Genomic DNA, 16166 nt, shown 5'->3' with positions numbered 1-16166 from the left:
CCCTTGTTTCCCTTACTTCAGAATCCCCCCAGACGGCCGATATGTACACAACGACGGGCGTAACGTGCGCCGAGTCATGAACTGTGCCTCGCATCGGAGAGTAGATTGGACCGTCTCAGCTTGAACACCAAATTATCGCTGGCGCTCCTCATTACATGGCTGGGACTCGTGTTCCTCGGCGGATGGGCTGCGTGGCAGTCGCGCGAAACCATGACAGCGGATCGCAAGATCGGCGTTGAAAACGTGGTCGAGTCGGCTTACGGCGTTGTTGCAGACTACGCCGCCCAGGTCGAGAGCCATCAACTGACGCTCGAGCAAGCCCAGCAGCAGGCCAAGGCGAAGCTTGCCGCCATGCGATATCCCGGCAACGGTTACATGCTCATTACGACCGCGCACCCGGTGGTCATCATGCATCCGGTGCTTCCTGACCTGCGCATGAAGGACGTGAGCGACTACAAGGATACGAACGGCAAGCTGTTGTTCGTCGAGATGGTCAAGCTCGCTCAGGCCAACGGACAGGGTTTCGTGCCGTACATGGCACGCTTGCCGGGCAAATCGGACTACGTGCCCAAGATCAGTTTCGTCAAGCGGTTTGCGCCTTGGGACTGGTACCTGATCTCGGGCGTGTACGTGAACGATATCAACGACGCGTTCAAAGTCAGCCTGGTGCAATACCTGATCGTGATCCTGTTGATTGGCGGCGTGAGCTCGGCGGCGCTGGTGCTGATCATTCGTAATGTGAAGCACAGTCTGGGCGGCGAACCGGCGTATGCCGCGATTGTCGCCGAGGGCATCGCTAATGGAGATCTTTCGCACGACGTCGCGCTGATCGGATCGGATGAAAGCAGCATGTTGTCCGCCATGCAACGCATGCAGCAACGGCTCGCGCATACCGTGCGGAGCATTCGCGGCGGCACTGAAACCATTACCGTTGCTGCCCAGCAGATCGCGGCGGGCAATCACGATCTCTCCGCCCGCACCGAACAGCAGGCGTCGTCGATCAGCGAAACGGCGGCGAGCATGGAACAGCTCACCGCGACTGTTAAGCAGAATGCGGAGAACGCGCATCAGGCGAACAAGATGGCGGCGAATGCATCGCTGATCGCAAGCGAAGGCGGGACGGCCGTGCAGCAGGTCGTCGTGACGATGCAAAGCATTGCAGCCAGCTCCACGCGCGTGGTCGACATCATCTCCGTGATCGAAGGCATCGCGTTTCAGACGAATATTCTCGCGCTCAACGCGGCCGTTGAGGCGGCGCGCGCGGGCGAGGAAGGACGCGGTTTTGCCGTAGTGGCGGGCGAAGTGCGCAATCTCGCACGCCGTAGCGCGGACGCGGCCAAGGAGATCAAGAGCCTGATCGAAGAGTCCACCGGCAAGGTCGATGACGGCAAGGCGCTGGTCGAGCGTGCCGGCACGACGATGCACTCGCTGGTTCAGGCCGTGCAGCGTGTCACGGATATCATCGGCGAAATTTCAGTGGCGTCCGAAGAGCAGAGCCGTGGCATCGAGCAGGTGAATATCGCCATTGCTCAAATGGACGAAACGACCCAGCAAAATGCCGCGATGGTGGAAGAGGCGACGGCTGCGGCCCAGTCGATGCAGGAGCAGGCCCAGTTGCTGCGCGACACCGTCAATGTGTTCCGCTTGGCTTAGGCCCGGAAAATATGTCCCGGCTATACTTTGGTGCGATTGACTCACTCAAGATTAGCCTATGCATGCGTCGTCTATTCGCAGGTCGGTGCTTCTATTAATCGACCTGCAAAAAGCCATTGATCATCCGGACTGGGGCGTTCGCAACAACCCATCGGCCGAAAATGAAATCCGCCGTCTACTAGCGCACTGGCGCGCTGAGAACTGGCCGGTCTGGCATGTGCGGCATGATTCTTCAGAGCCCGCTTCCCACTATCGCCCGGGTCAACCGGGACACGACTTCAAGCCTGAGGTTGCCCCTTTGCCGGGGGAGCCGGTCATCGCGAAACGCACGAACAATGCGTTCATTGGTACAGGACTGGAAGAGCGGCTACGCGAGGGCGGACATACGAGCCTTGTTGTCGCCGGCGTGATCACCAACAATTCTGTTGAGACAACTGTTCGCATGGCCGGTAACCTCGGCTTCAATACCTATCTGGTCGCGGATGGGTGCTTCACATTCGGGCGTCTTGATTGGGATGGCCGAGCGCGAAGCGCGGACGAGGTTCATGCGATGTCGCTAGCGAATCTGCACGGCGAATATTGCACGGTTCTTTCGACAGACGAAGTGCTGGAAACGTGCCGATAGCTTACGGGACGGGGCCAATACGTCGGTGACGTCACGACCCCGCAGGTTTGCCTGCGCTCCCGAGTATTGTTAGGGTCCGAGCTTGCAAACTCGAGACGTTCCAGAGCTAAGAGAGAGGAGAACAAAAGGCTGACCGAAAGCGGGCTGGCGGATTCGGAAGGCAATTTGTCCGCTACGCAGGGTTGCCCGCGAACAAACGAACCTATATTCCTTTGGCATTAATTTATTACGCGTTGAGCGTGTCCTGCTCGCGAGTCGGTTTGAAACAACGTTATGTGGCTTGACCGTGAAGCAACGGCTGCACTTTGCAAATTGTGCCGTGATTGGAAGCTGGGCCGAGCAACAATTCCAACGAATAACGCTGCGGAGTCGAAATGCCCAATAGCAATTATCCGTTTTACCCGATCATTTACGTCAGAGGGTACGCCATGACGGAGGGTGCGATAGACGAGACAGCGGCGGACCCTTTCTGCGGATATAACGTTGGCTCGACCATATTTCGAGCTGTAGCGGACCCAGGCAAAAACCCGAGACGATTTATATTCGAGTCGCCCGTAGTGCGGTTATCAGCAGACTACCGGTACGGCACCACCTATTCCGATGGATACGAAATTTCGGACGATGAATGGAAGCCGAATCCGATTACCGGGCTGCCGTTGCGGTGCGTCGTTATCTTGCGCTATTACGATAGCTCCGCGCAGGTTCTTGGGGGAAACGCCGCGCCTAACATACCGGACGCCGCCGACCAGCTCAGGGCGCTGATTTTGAAACTCCGCGATAGCGTTTTGGCCGCCCCGAATAGTGGAGTCGATACGGCAGACGATTTCCGCTGCTATCTGGTGGCGCACTCAATGGGCGGACTGGTTTGCCGGGCCTTTTTGCAAAACGAGCCGGCGGACGGGGCAGAGGACCTGCGTCGACACGTTGACAAATTTTTCACCTATGCGACGCCGCACAACGGCATTGAGGTAGCGGGTTTCAACGTGCCCCCATGGTTGTCGACGGACGCGGCAAACAATTTCAATCGCGGTGTCATGGCCCAATACTTGAATCTGCAAGCAGCGTATGCGGCGACGCAAAGGGTCGATTGGCTGCCGGTGGGACCGTTGTCTCCGAAAAGGGTATTTTGCATGGTCGGAACCAACCGTTCCGATTATGAAGCCGCGATGGGCGCGTCACGTACGTTTGTCGGTCACGGCAGCGATGGCCTCGTGCGCATCGAGAATGCCACGTTGTCCGGCATAACCGCAGACAATAAGCCGGGAGTACCCTGCGCCAAGGCGTTTACCTACCGGTCACATTCCGGCTACTTCGGAATTATCAACGGGGAGGAATCCTATCAAAATCTGACTCGCTTCCTGTTTGGCGATCTGCGGGTCGATATCTGGATCGACATCGACGCCTTTCAGTTGCCCCCCGATGTCGTGTCCGCCGCTGCTAGCGGAAAGAACGTCGATGCGCTTTACCAATTTGAGTTGCTGGCCTCTCCTCGAGGCAAGCCGTGGTATTTGTCTCGAAGGATTGCCGAGGAGGACTCCGTTGCGTGCTTGTCGCACCAGGACTGGTTGGCAACGCCGGGGACGAAGTCCATGTATTTGTCCACGGTTTTTCTTTCGAACCTCGCCAAAATGGACCCGAAAGACCCGACACTAGCTTATTCGGTCACGCTCGGGATTCGGGTGCCCGACTACGAGATCGATGGCGTCCTCTGGATGAAAGAACACTTCGAAGGGGGGTACCTCTTCAGGAAGACACTTATCATCCGGCTATCTCCTCCCGCCGGCGGTCTGGGGGCTTCGGTTGTATATGAGTGGCTGGAGGACCCGACAATACCTCCGCAGATTCTGCCCGTACCAGCAGCGACCGAAGACGTCCCGGGCGAGATTTCAATTCCGTTCAACAATCCCGCTCAACCTGGCGTGACAGGCAGTATTAGATTCGCTTTCTCGCCATGGAACGTCGGCCGTGCGCAGCAAAAATAAGAATCCGCTCTTGTGGTTTCGGGATAAACGTTAGAAGCGCCACTCTGTCGAGACGACAGTTCGCACAGCCGGTCGTCTCGGCTTTCCTATCTATCTGGCTCGATCGGTCACGATCCTTACCGGAGCATTGGCTTCGAACTTGGCGCGATGCGTCGAAAAGAATGTGCGCACATTGCGGATGTTCGAAGACGTCTTGAACAGGCGGCGCGCGAGTTCATCGTATTCGGGCATGTCGACGACTTCGGCGACCACCAGAAAGTCCGGCCCGGGTGACACGCGATAGCACTGGGTTACCACGGCTTGCGCGCAGATATAAGTTTCGAAAGCGTCCAGGTCTTCGGCCGCTTGCCGATCAAGACTCACTTCAATAATCGCGGTCAATGTCGGCCCGATTTTGGCGTAATCGAGAATGGCCACTTCACGCTGGATGACTCCGGCTTCCTTGAGCTTACCTACCCGGCGCAAGCACGTAGGCGGTGATGCATGCGCGCGGGCCGCAAGCTCTACATTGGAGACAGACGAATCAATTTGCAGGATGGCGAGGATGCGAAGGTCGAGTTCATCCAGATAAATTCCGGGCACTTTGGGCTCCGCGTTGTGCGCTAAGGGGGATAATTCGCGCATAGCTTAGCGTGAAATAAAATTTCATCAAAGCTTCTGGTTGCTGAAAAATTTCATATCGTCTGAAACTATGAAATTAAATTCCATCGAGTCGACCTTAACATTCCTGCTTCGGTTCCAAAGGGGAGCCGCCTAAGGAACAACATCATGTGTGGAATTGTTGGCGCGGTCGCGCAACGCGACATCCTGCCTAATCTGGTCGATGGGCTTAAGCGTCTCGAATACCGCGGCTATGACTCATGCGGTGTCGCGTTATATCAGGCGGGGAAATTGGTGCGGGCTCGTAGCGTCGATCGCGTCGCGCACCTGCAAGACGTGATCTTGAGCGAGGCTTTGTCTGGTTATACGGGGATTGCTCATACGCGTTGGGCGACGCACGGCAAGCCGGTTACCGCGAATGCGCATCCGCATTTTTCGCCGAACGCGGATGCGCCGCGAATAGCGCTTTCGCACAACGGGATTATCGAAAATCACGAGGAGTTGCGCGCGGCGCTAGAGGAAAGCGGCTACGTCTTCGCTAGCCAGACTGACAGCGAAGTGATCGCGCATCTGATCGATCATTTGTATAACGGCGACTTGTTCGAGGCCGTCAAGGAAGCCGTTACTCAACTGCGTGGGAGCTATGCCATTGCAGTGCTGTGCTGCGACGAACCGCATCGGCTTGTTGGCGCGCGCGATGGCATGCCGTTGGTGGTTGGCATAGGCGATGGCGAGAACTTCCTGGGGTCGGACGCCATCGCGTTGTCGAACGTCACTGATCAGATTGCCTACCTGGAGAACGGCGACGTCGTGGATATCCAGCTTCACCGGCATCGGATAGAAAACGCCGATGGCCATCGTGTCGAGCGCCGCGTGCATACCGTCGCGGCGCATAGCGGAGCGGCTGACCTGGGGCTTTATCGCTATTACATGCAGAAGGAAATTTTCGAGCAGCCGCAGGCAGTGGCCGACACGCTTCAAGACGTTACATCGATCATGCCGGAGCTCTTTGGAGACAATGCCTGGCGCGTGCTGAATTCCGTGGATTCCGTGCTGCTCCTTGCGTGCGGCGGAAGTTATCACGCGGCGCTGACAGCCAAGTACTGGATAGAAAGCCTGGCACAGTTGCCGGTGAGCGTGGAGATTGCGAGTGAATACCGGTATCGCGAAAGCGTTCCGAATCCGAAGACACTGGTTGTCGCGGTGTCGCAAAGCGGAGAGACGGCGGATGTCCTGGGCGCGGTGCAGGTCGCGAGGCAGCAGGGCATGCTGAACACGCTCGCAATCTGCAACGTGCCGACGAGCGCATTGGCTCGTGAATGCGCTCTGACCTTCTTTACGCGGGCGGGAATAGAGATTGGCGTGGCATCGACGAAGGCCTTTACCACGCAACTTGTCGCGTTGTTCCTGCTGGCGTTGACGCTGGCTCAGGCGCGTCAGCGGTTATGTGAACAGGATGAACAAACCCATCTTCGCGCGCTTCGTCATCTTCCCGATGCGATGACAAAAGTGCTTGCGCTGGAGCCGCAGATTATTGATTGGGCCGAGCAGCTTACGCGAAGGCAGAACATCCTGTTTCTTGGGCGCGGCATGCATTATCCGGTCGCGCTGGAAGGCGCCCTCAAGATGAAGGAGATCTCGTACATCCATGCCGAAGCGTACCCCGCCGGCGAGTTGAAACATGGTCCTCTTGCACTGGTTAGCGATGAGATGCCGGTGGTAGCTGTTGCGCCTAACGACCGGTTGCTCGAGAAGCTCAAGTCGAATATGCATGAGGTGAGTGCGCGCAGCGGCAAGCTTTTTGTATTCGCCGATGCGGACTGTGGTATCTCGCCAAGTGCGGGTATCGAAGTGATTCGGCTTACTGAATACTATGGTTTGCTATCACCCATCCTGCATACTATTCCCATGCAATTGCTGGCGTTTCATGCGGCGTTGGCGAGGGGAACGGATATTGATAAGCCACGGAATCTGGCTAAGTCGGTGACGGTGGAGTGAGGGGCAAATTGTACTTGTTGTCGTTGACGACAAACAATAAGTTTTGCACCTACCCAATAAAGCTTGTACGGCCCTTCAGGAGTGAAAGCCGAGCCGATTCATTCCCGATTCCATCTTGAGGTAGATGTCAATTGATCGCGTGAGCTTGGCGGCGACGATAAATCGGGCGCGGCACGACTTCAGTTTAAAGAAAGCGTTCCAACAACCAGCTTGCTTCCAGCTTCAATTAAGGGAGAAATCAGCCGGTACCTGCGGGGCCTTGTCGTAGCGGAACACGTTCAGGTCGTCATACTGGATAGCGGGCCGCTTTCCGGATATGAGGTCCGCAAGAAGTTGGGCCGAGCCGCACGACATGGTCCACCCGAGCGTGCCGTGTCCCGTGTTGAGGTAAAGATTGGGCATCGCGGTTTGGCCGACAATTGGCGTTCCGTCTGGTGTCATGGGGCGCAACCCTGTCCAGAAGGTAGCCTTCGATGTGTCGCCGCCACCTGGGAAGAGGTCGTTCACGCACATCTCCAGGGTCTCGCGACGCGCTTCGCGCAGACGTTTGTCGAACCCTACAATCTCAGCCATGCCGCCGACGCGAATGCGCTTGTCAAAGCGTGTAATGGCAATCTTGTACGTTTCGTCGAGGACTGTTGAAACCGGCGCGCGTGATTCGTCGACGATAGGCGACGTGATGGAATACCCTTTCAGCGGATAGACCGGAATGGTGACCAGCCCGGACAGGAAGTTCGTCGAATACGACCCGAATGCAACGACGAACGCATCAGCATGGATTAGCTTGGCGCCATGCCGCACGCCGACGACTTTTCCGCCCTCGACCACGAGACCATCCACCAGCGTGTTGTAGCGGAAGGCGACGCCTGCCTGCTCAGCAAGCGCCGCGAGCCGCGTGGTGAACAATTGGCAGTCACCGGTTTCATCTCCAGGCAAGCGCAGCCCGCCGGTCAACTTATGCGAAGTCGCAGCAAGCGCCGGCTCTGCCTGAGCGAGCTGGTCTCTCGTCAACAGCTCATACGGGACATTCGCCTCCTTCAGAACAGCGATGTCCTTAGCGGCGCCATCAAACTGCTGCTGCGTCCGGAAAACCTGCAAAGTGCCACCCGCCCGACCCTCATACTGAATTGCTGTTTCGGCGCGCAGCGCCTTCAGGCAGTCGCGGCTATATTCCGCCAATCGAACCATACGGTTTTTGTTGATGGCATAGCGCTCCGCGGTGCAGTTCTGCAGCATCTGCCACATCCACTGGAGTTGGAACTGCTTGTCTTCGTCGTCTGGCCTGATTGCAAGGGGAGCGTGCTTCTGAAACATCCATTTCACTGCTTTGAGCGGGACGCCCGGCGCAGCCCACGGCGCTGCATAGCCGGGCGATATCTGCCCTGCATTCGCGAAACTTGTCTCAAGCGCAGGACCTTGTTCTCGCTCGATGACTACCACCTCGTGGCCCGCCCGCGCGAGATAGAACGCGCTGGTGACTCCAATGACCCCACTTCCCAATACCACGACTCGCATAGCAATCGACTCCGGGACCAAAGAAATCTTAAACAGAGGTGGAATACCGTCAGACTGCGAAAATCGCAGTGGAATGCTAAATAGTATCGAGATTAAGGCAGTTTTTAATATTTAATTTGCTCGATTTTTGGTCGAAATAACTGCTCTGGCGATGCGCGCTCACCGTAGCGGCTCGCCATCGGCTTTGAGAGTTCGATGTCAGTGCACCGTAAGCGGGCTAACCCTAAAACCAAGGTCATTCACGGCCGCGATGTGCTCACGAGAACGCCACCGCTGACCAGGATTGGAAGAAGGGAGGCGCCGGAAAGTCGCGGTTAGGCCTGAAGGTTGACGGGAAACCGGTGAAGCGAGGCAAGAAGACCGACGCGGAGAGGCTGGACCCCAGCTCGAGGTCAAACTCCCGCTTGCTTCAGGCGCCGAGTAAGCGCGTTGATTTTCGTGCCGGCGGCGACCGTCACCCGGTTCGCCCCCGGTCGACGCGCAGGACACCCTGATTATTCGTGAGCGACAGCAGCATTCCACTTGTCGCCACGATGGGCGTGAATGAGTGTCCCGACCCGGCGCACCGTACGTCAAGCACGAAAGAGCCCGAGTAAGCTGGTGTTTCTGAAACTTGCTGAAAATGCGCATTCAGGAAAGGTGCCCTCTACAACCCTCTACAAGTATTATTGGCCAACGTTTAGATACCTTCATTTAAGCGGTATCCCTTTTACATGAACCCATGCAACTCATCGATATCGGCGTCAACTTTCACTCAAAGCAGTTGCATGGCCTGACCGACGGTCTCATCGAACGAGCAAAAGCGGCGGATGTAGCCGCAATCTTGGCTACGGGTACGTCGCTACAATCGAGTCATGACCAGTTGGCTCTGGCCCACAGGTACCCGGGATACCTATTTTCCACAGCAGGTGTACACCCACATTCGGCAGATGCGTGGTCCGCCGAGATGCTGAACGCTCTTGAGGTGCTGTGGCAGGACGACGTTTGCGTGGCTGTCGGCGAATGCGGGCTCGACTACAATCGCAATTTTTCGACCCCGATGAATCAACGTTTAGCCTTTGCAGCTCAACTGTCCGCCGCCGTGAGGACTGGAAAGCCTCTTTTCCTCCATTGCCGTGATGCGTTCACAGACTTTTATGCAATGACGAAAGAAGCGGTTCAGGCTGGCGCACATGGAGTGGTTCACTGCTTCACGGAATCTGCCGACGAAGCCAAAGCGTTCGTCGACATAGGGTTGGATATCGGCATCACTGGCTGGGTGACAGACGAGAAGCGTGGCGGCGCCTTACGCTCCGCAATGCGAGACCTACCGCTCGACAGACTGCATCTCGAAACGGACGCTCCGTATCTCGGACCCAAGAATGCCAGGAAGCGCCGGCCATACAATGAACCTGCGAATTTGATGTGGGTGGCTCGTGCCGTCGCAGAATTGAAAGGCATCAGCGAAGACGCAGTCGCGCAAGCTTGCACCGAGAACAGCCGACGTTTGTTTCGCTTGCCATTGTCTGCGCCGGTCGCCAAGTCTTGACCGTCTCAGCAGCGACGACCATCACTTTAGCGCCCGTTGCGGAGCGCGCGAAAATGCCGCTAGCGCTATACACTGCCACTCTAATCAAAGTCGCCTACGCCATGCCTGAAGAACAGCCTGCTGACAAGCCGCACAAAAACCCGGCACCATTCAGACGCGAGCCGGTACCTGCTTTGCCTCGAAAACTGCCAACCGGGTCTAGTGGCATCGAACCTGCGGTCGCCACTGGATTCTGCGGGCTGATGCTTGATGCCGGCGCCTGGGCTTTCATGCGTGACAAGAGCGGAGACTTCTTTCCTGCGCTCACCCCCATTTGTATGGTCGCGGGCGCCATTCTTACCGCTATTAGCGTTGTGTTGTTCGGCCTTGTCTGGCTCAAGCACCAGCGCGCTTCGCGCTCCAAATAGTCGCGTTGAAGTGCCGCTGAGATGGTGTGTCTGAACGCCGTCGATTGACCTACACCGATCATCGTCACTCTAAGCAGGCCGTCAGCCCTGACCGGCTCATTTTCAGACGTATCTTCGTAGTACGACTGAATTTCAGCAATGCCGCAAGGATTCCGTCTACGTAAAATAGAGATCACTACACGCTCCGGCATAACGAACATCGAGCGATGTCCGGTCTTTAAACACGAGGCGTTTTACGATTCCCAAGTCTTGCGCGCAGAGCACGGCGCTCCGGTTCACAAATACACCGGGGCATTCGTCCGGAAGAATGAGCTGCATCAGCGGACTGAACTTTTGCATCGCGTCATAGAAGCTGGGTTCGCGTGAAGGGCTTGTCACACCGAGCCAATAGACCAGGGCAATGACAGGGTCCTTCGAGTCCCGCGCGAGAAAGCGCAGCGTTGGATTTGTTTGGGTGTACAACTCGCGTTCAATGACGGGCACTTCGCGCATGGGGTCTCCGTTCGTTCACCTGGCAATAGGGATGGTGAGGCGCGGCGAAGTTCGTGTCTTCGCGTGCCGCCTCAAATGCGTCCCGAGCGGGGCGCTCAGGTCAATGCGTGGTCGCGATCCTCGGTGACGAGGTCAGCGGCGTGGAGCGCGCAGCGCACAAGGCGTGCGCTGTCGATGGGGCGGGATCCTTGCGGCAATATCGAAACAACCGTTTCCATGTGGCGTGTCTCCCAATCTTTTACCCTTCGTCGTTGCGAAGGTGTCTTGCATCGTCAGACCGAGGCGAAATCGCTTGCACAGGAACACGTCACCTATCTGTGACAGCCCATTTATCGCTCAGTCGCGTGGGTGTCGATTCTGCGGGAAGCAGCCCGTTTTCAGAACCAGTGTTTACGCGATGTCACTAAACATGAAGGGCAAAGGCGATGGGGTTTCGCCGTGCTATCGGGCGCCTTCATAGGGTCAATATCATCGCCCCATTGTGCGTTCAGCTCAATGGCCGGGCGAAGCTGAGTTCGTGCCCGTCGGGGTCCTTGACATGGAAATAGCGTTCGTTCCACGGCGCATCGCGCGGTGTGAACTCTGGCTGGAACCCGGCCGCGAGTGCCTTGTGATACATCGCATCGACGTCCGACACATAGATGATCACCCGGCCCCACCAGCTGGCTGGACCGTGCGTCTCCGCAGTCAGGTTGACGAATGACGTGCCCGCAGCGAATGAAGTAAACGGTTCGTTTTCGCCGCCGTGCAATATCGGGAACCCCAGCGCCTGGTAAAAGCGCACGGCGCGAGGCATATCGCGCGTGGACAACGTGATGGCGCTTAAGCCTTCGATCACCGGCTCGGTTCCGGCAGGGGGCGAATTCATCGCTTGGTGTGCTCCAATGACCAAGGCCGCTGTCAGCCTGAATGATGATGGGAAACGAGCGGTAAGACGGATATATCCGGATGCGTGCCATCGATAATACTTCGCCCGATGTGCCGCGCTTCTTGCACGGCGTCGTCCTCGCTTTTGAATTCGTCGTCACCGCCGGCGTGGAAGTGGAGGGCTTCACGCGGCGCGTCGGCGTGCGCGCCGTGCCGGCAGATAAAGCCGATGTAGACATATCGGTCGCTTGCTTGCGGCGCCGCGTGAGCAGGCATCGACTTTGATTGCGCCTGGACATGGATGTCGAAGCCTTCGTATTCGAAGACGCGCCATGGAGTAGCTTCGTCAGGCATAGCGACCTCCCTCATGTTTATCTGCTTTCGCGAATAAACGGTACTCCTTGTCTCGCTTTGAATCCATCTGCAATTTGAATGCCGTTCGCGACGGCCCGGTCGAACGCTTTCTTCACCTCGATGCGTGCGTTCGATTTGTGCCCTCAAGCTTCGCGATTAGGGTTAACCCATTCGGAACTGTGCGGCAAAGTATCTACAGTTCTTGCATACACCTTGCTTCAGATGCGGGGGCATTTCTGCCTAGGGGCGTCTGACGGTCTTTCCGTAGTTCCACGAACTCAAAGGAGATGACAGATGGAAATCCGCGATCCTTCCCCCGGCCTCTACAACGAAGATCTTGCGCCCGCCCGCGCGCGCAACTGGGGTGCCTTCAGCATCTTCAACGTCTGGACCTCGGACGTTCACAGCCTCTGGGGCTACTACCTCGCCGCCAGCCTGTTCCTTCTGTGCGGCAGCTTTATCAACTTCGTGCTCGCGATCGGGATCGGCTCGCTGGTGATCTTCGCGCTGATGAACCTGATCGGCTTCGCCGGCGAAAAGACCGGCGTGCCCTATCCGGTGCTGGCGCGCGCCTCCTTCGGCGTGTGGGGAGCAAACCTGGCGGCGCTGGTGCGCGCCGTGGTGGCCTGCTTCTGGTACGGTGCGCAGACAGCCGCGGCTTCGGGCGCCATGGTCGCGCTGCTGATCCGCAGCGACAGCCTGATGGCGTTCCACAAGGGCACGCAGTTCCTCGGCCACTCGGGGCTGGAGGTGATCTGCTACGTAATCATCTGGGCGCTGCAGTTGCTCATCATCCAGAAGGGCATGGAGACGGTGCGCAAGTTCCAGGACTGGGCCGGCCCGGCAGTGTGGATCGCCATGCTGCTTCTCGCGATCGGCCTGTGTGTGAAGGCCGGCGGTTTCTCTTTCACCAGCAGCATTCCGATGGACGTGATGCTCGAGAAGACCAAGGACGCCGGCATCAGCGGCACGCCCGGTTCGTTCTGGGCGCTGATGGCAGTGGGCGCGACCTGGATCACCTACTTCGCGGCGTTGTACCTGAATTTCTGCGATTTCTCGCGTTACGCGAAGAATCGCGACGCCGTGAAGAAGGGAAACTTGTGGGGCCTGCCGGTCAACCTGATCGCGTTTTCGCTGGTCGCCGGCGTCACCACCATCGCTGCCTTCAAGGTGTACGGCGAAGTGCTCCTGCACCCCGAGCAGATCTCGGCCAAGTTCGACAGTTGGGTGCTGGCGCTCATCGCAGCGCTGACCTTCGCGGTCGCTACGCTGGGCATCAACGTGGTGGCCAATTTCGTCTCGGCTGCGTTCGACATCTCCAACACGTTTCCCAAAGTGATCAGCTTCAAGAAGGGCGGTTACATCGCCGCAGCCATCGCGCTGGTGCTCTATCCGTTCGCGCCGTGGGAAGGCAACGCCGCGCACTTCGTCAACGCCATAGGCGCCACCATGGGCCCGCTGCTGGGGATCATCCTGGTGGACTACTATCTGGTCGCCAAGGGCAACATCAACGTGGCAGCGCTCTACCAGGAGCATGGCGAGTACCGCTACGAAGGCGGCTGGAACGTCAACGCGGTGGTCTCCGCGGCGGTCGGCAGCGTGTTTTCGACTTTCCTGCCGAACTTCACCAACCTGCTGCCAGTCTGGTGGAACACCTACGGATGGTTCTTCGGCGTGGTGATCGGCGGCGGCATGTACCTGATCATGGCGACGCTGCGGCCGCGCAACGCGATCGCACCGACTCGCGCGTGATGAATTTGCCGGGGGCGAGGCAGGGGCGATAAACGACACGCGGGCCGCCGGCATCGCGGAAGCGGACACTCAGTCACGAAATCCGCGTGCGGCTCGCGGATCGGCCCGCATCCATCTTTGCAATGTTTCCTGCCCGCCTTCAATGCTTGAGGCAAGTGTCGGCGTTCTTCCAGGTGCAGGTGTCGAGGCCGGTGTGGATGACCGGCTCCACCGACTTTCCTTCTGCGAGGTCGCGCATGACCATCGCTGCCCGATAGCCCATTTCCTCGGGCCGTTGTCCGACGAGGACATTGACCTTGTGGTCCTTGAGCGCTTGCAGTTCAGGTCCGAGCGTATCGGCCGAGACGATGACGAACTTGCCGCTCTGGATCCTATCCATGATCGGCGCGACGACCTGCGAATAGGCCTGCGGAGCAAAGAGCGGCCAGCCGCCTTCTAGCACGAAGGCATCGAGACCCGTGGCGTTGGCGGTCAGCGTGTCCTGCATCATCTGGTTCGCCTTGGCGGCGTCGTCGTTCACGTAGAGCGGGCAGGCGCTGATCTCCTTCCAGCCGTTATCACCGGCGAGCTTCTTGATTCCCTTCTTGCCGGAGAGCGCATCGCGCGTACCCTGGGCGCGCTGATTGATGTTCTCTGCGGCGGGATTGCCCATGACGAGACAGATATTGCCACCCTTCGGCATCAGCAACTTCAACTGTTCGCCGAGCTTGACGCCCAGTTCGTAATTGTCAGTGCCTACATAGCTCTTGCGGAGCGAGACGTCCTTCGGCAGCAAATCGGCATCCGCGGTGATGACCGGGATCGTCACATTGCGGCGTCGCAACTCTTCGGCGGCGGCCGGGGCGTTAGCGGGCGAGATAGCCATGCCCGCCACGCCCTTGGTCAGCAGGTCGTCGATGATCTGCACTTCGGCGGTCTCGTCAGCGGCCGTCGCGGGGCCGGTGTAGATGCAGGTGTAGCCTTGGCTTTTGAGCTCCTTGTTCGCCCGCTCGCATCCCTGATGCATCAAGTCGAAGTAGGGGTTGTCGAGTCCCTTCACCACCAGCGCCAGGGTCTTATCGGCTGCGAAGGCGGGGGACGTCAGCATGGAAAGCCCTCCGATCGCAGCAAGACACATCAACAGTTTCTTCATTGTCGCCTCCGTGTCGACCGGCGTCAGCGTGTCGACCAGAGTCGGCGCTTTAGCGCTTACTCCGGTCCCATGACGCTTATTCCGGTCTCATACAAAGTTATCGCCGCCGGCTCTGCGGCGCCCATGTTTGCCCGAACGATTTTCGTAACAATCGCAAGGAAAGGCCGTTCGAGCTTTGGCCTTCCCGCGGAGCCTCGCGTTTCTTGTGAATCCCTGCGTCCGAAGACTTCTTAATTTCCCTGCCGCTCGCCGCCGAGCCGGTTGAAGAGCACGGCGATGATGATGAAAGTGCCCACGACCGTACCCTGCCAAAACGCGTCGACGCCGAGCAGGATCAGGCTGTTGCGGATGACCTCGATCAATGCGGCGCCGACGACGGTCCCGAACGCGCTGCCTATGCCGCCCATCAGATTGGTGCCGCCGATCACGGTCGCGGCGATCACACGCAATTCGTCGCCGGTGCCAAGGCCCGTTGTCACTGCGCCGAGCCAGCCGACTTCGAGGATCGCTGCGACGCCCGCCATGAGGCCGGCGAGCACATAGACGGAGCAGATGATGCGGCGCACCGGAACGCCGGTAAGATTCGCCGCATGGCGGTTGCCGCCGACTGCGAAGACGTAGCGGCCCCAGCGAGTGCAGGCAAACGCAAACCAGAAAATCACGGCGAGCACGATCAGGAACCACACCGGATTGGCGATGCCGAAGCTCTTGCCGCCCCCGAGCGCAAGGAGCCTGGCGCCGTCGGGACCGAAATCGAAAATGGTCCGGCTGCCGGAGAACACCAGCGCGAGGCTACGGCCGACGCTCAGCATGCCGAGCGTTACGACGAAGGGCTGCATGTCGAGATAGGCGATGAGCAGGCCGTTCACGAGGCCGACGAGCCCGGCAGTCAAGAGCCCCATGCCGATGCCGGCCCAGATCGAGTAGCCGGCATTCATGACGACCGAGAGGACGATACCGCTCAAGCCGATAGTCGAGCCGACCGAAATATCGATGCCGCCCGTGACGATCACCGCCATCATGCCGAGCGCGACGATGGCCACGAAGGCGAAGTTGCGCGTGACGTTGAACAGGTTCTGCTGCGTCGCAAAGGTCGAGGTCACGAACGAGAGCAGGATGCAGGCGACTATAGTGGCAAGCACTACCCAGAAGACCTGACTCGCGAGCAGCCCGCTCCAGCGAGTGTGGGTCTTCGCGGTTTGCGGATCATCAAGCAATATCGGCGTTGGCGTGGGCCTTTCCGGCGCATCGTTCAATTTCG

The 16166-nt window shown here is 58.3% G+C and carries 15 protein-coding genes; 6 read left to right on the top strand and 9 right to left on the bottom strand.

Annotated elements, in window-relative coordinates; all coding sequences use genetic code 11:
• The first annotated feature begins 105 nt into the window (after positions 1–105).
• The 3 genes from ACSOSP_RS22480 (at position 106) to ACSOSP_RS22470 (ending at position 4260) form a co-directional block, all read left to right on the top strand.
• Entirely contained in the window at positions 106–1653 is a 1548-nt protein-coding gene (locus ACSOSP_RS22480; RefSeq protein WP_455313124.1) for a methyl-accepting chemotaxis protein, read from the top strand.
• Between the two features lie 85 nt (positions 1654–1738).
• Positions 1739–2278 (top strand): cysteine hydrolase family protein, encoded by a 540-nt coding sequence (locus tag ACSOSP_RS22475; protein ID WP_455313123.1) that lies wholly within the window; start codon positions 1739–1741, stop codon positions 2276–2278.
• A 374-nt stretch (positions 2279–2652) separates the two neighbouring features.
• Positions 2653–4260, top strand: a complete 1608-nt coding sequence (locus ACSOSP_RS22470) for an esterase/lipase family protein (RefSeq protein WP_455313122.1) — start codon at positions 2653–2655, stop codon at positions 4258–4260.
• Positions 4261–4350: 90 nt separating this feature from the next.
• Here ACSOSP_RS22470 and ACSOSP_RS22465 read toward each other — a convergent pair whose 3' ends face one another.
• On the bottom strand, positions 4351–4842 hold the full coding sequence (locus ACSOSP_RS22465) for an Lrp/AsnC family transcriptional regulator (protein ID WP_455313121.1): 492 nt from the start codon (positions 4840–4842) through the stop codon (positions 4351–4353).
• Positions 4843–5028: 186 nt separating this feature from the next.
• Between ACSOSP_RS22465 and glmS the strand changes: the two genes are divergently transcribed.
• Positions 5029–6858: a glutamine--fructose-6-phosphate transaminase (isomerizing) gene (gene glmS / locus ACSOSP_RS22460; protein ID WP_455313120.1), complete on the top strand. Its 1830-nt coding sequence runs from the start codon at positions 5029–5031 to the stop codon at positions 6856–6858.
• Between the two features lie 222 nt (positions 6859–7080).
• Here glmS and ACSOSP_RS22455 read toward each other — a convergent pair whose 3' ends face one another.
• Positions 7081–8373, bottom strand: coding sequence for a D-amino acid dehydrogenase (locus ACSOSP_RS22455; RefSeq protein WP_455313636.1), 1293 nt, complete (start codon positions 8371–8373; stop codon positions 7081–7083).
• A gap of 721 nt (positions 8374–9094) precedes the next feature.
• Here ACSOSP_RS22455 and ACSOSP_RS22450 point away from each other — a divergent pair.
• The gene (locus ACSOSP_RS22450) at positions 9095–9901 is read left to right on the top strand and encodes a TatD family hydrolase (RefSeq protein WP_455313119.1); all 807 of its coding nucleotides are present in this window, start codon (positions 9095–9097) and stop codon (positions 9899–9901) included.
• 94 nt (positions 9902–9995) lie between these two features.
• Here ACSOSP_RS22450 and ACSOSP_RS22445 read toward each other — a convergent pair whose 3' ends face one another.
• From ACSOSP_RS22445 to ACSOSP_RS22425, 5 genes are all read right to left on the bottom strand, one after another.
• Positions 9996–10484 carry a hypothetical protein gene (locus ACSOSP_RS22445; RefSeq protein WP_455313118.1) on the bottom strand — a complete coding sequence of 163 codons (489 nt, stop codon included), beginning with the start codon at positions 10482–10484 and terminating at the stop codon, positions 9996–9998.
• Entirely contained in the window at positions 10465–10800 is a 336-nt protein-coding gene (locus tag ACSOSP_RS22440; protein ID WP_455313117.1) for a hypothetical protein, read from the bottom strand. Before ACSOSP_RS22440 ends, ACSOSP_RS22445 begins: the two co-directional genes overlap by 20 nt.
• Positions 10801–10895: 95 nt before the next feature.
• Positions 10896–11018, bottom strand: a complete 123-nt coding sequence (locus ACSOSP_RS22435; protein ID WP_455313116.1) for a hypothetical protein — start codon at positions 11016–11018, stop codon at positions 10896–10898.
• Positions 11019–11287: 269 nt separating this feature from the next.
• Positions 11288–11668 carry a VOC family protein gene (locus ACSOSP_RS22430; protein WP_455313115.1) on the bottom strand — a complete coding sequence of 127 codons (381 nt, stop codon included), beginning with the start codon at positions 11666–11668 and terminating at the stop codon, positions 11288–11290.
• A 32-nt stretch (positions 11669–11700) separates the two neighbouring features.
• Positions 11701–12021, bottom strand: a complete 321-nt coding sequence (locus tag ACSOSP_RS22425; protein WP_455313114.1) for a hypothetical protein — start codon at positions 12019–12021, stop codon at positions 11701–11703.
• A gap of 294 nt (positions 12022–12315) precedes the next feature.
• Between ACSOSP_RS22425 and ACSOSP_RS22420 the strand changes: the two genes are divergently transcribed.
• Positions 12316–13773, top strand: coding sequence for an NCS1 family nucleobase:cation symporter-1 (locus ACSOSP_RS22420; protein WP_455313113.1), 1458 nt, complete (start codon positions 12316–12318; stop codon positions 13771–13773).
• A gap of 139 nt (positions 13774–13912) precedes the next feature.
• Here ACSOSP_RS22420 and ACSOSP_RS22415 read toward each other — a convergent pair whose 3' ends face one another.
• Positions 13913–14905 (bottom strand): sugar-binding protein, encoded by a 993-nt coding sequence (locus ACSOSP_RS22415; protein ID WP_455313112.1) that lies wholly within the window; start codon positions 14903–14905, stop codon positions 13913–13915.
• 230 nt (positions 14906–15135) lie between these two features.
• A complete protein-coding gene (locus ACSOSP_RS22410; protein WP_455313111.1) occupies positions 15136–16161 on the bottom strand; it encodes an ABC transporter permease in 1026 nt (341 codons plus the stop codon).
• Between the last annotated feature and the right edge of the window lie 5 nt (positions 16162–16166).

The sequence above is a fragment of the Caballeronia sp. KNU42 genome, assembly GCF_053760385.1.
This window is presented reverse-complemented; position numbering and strand designations above follow the sequence as displayed.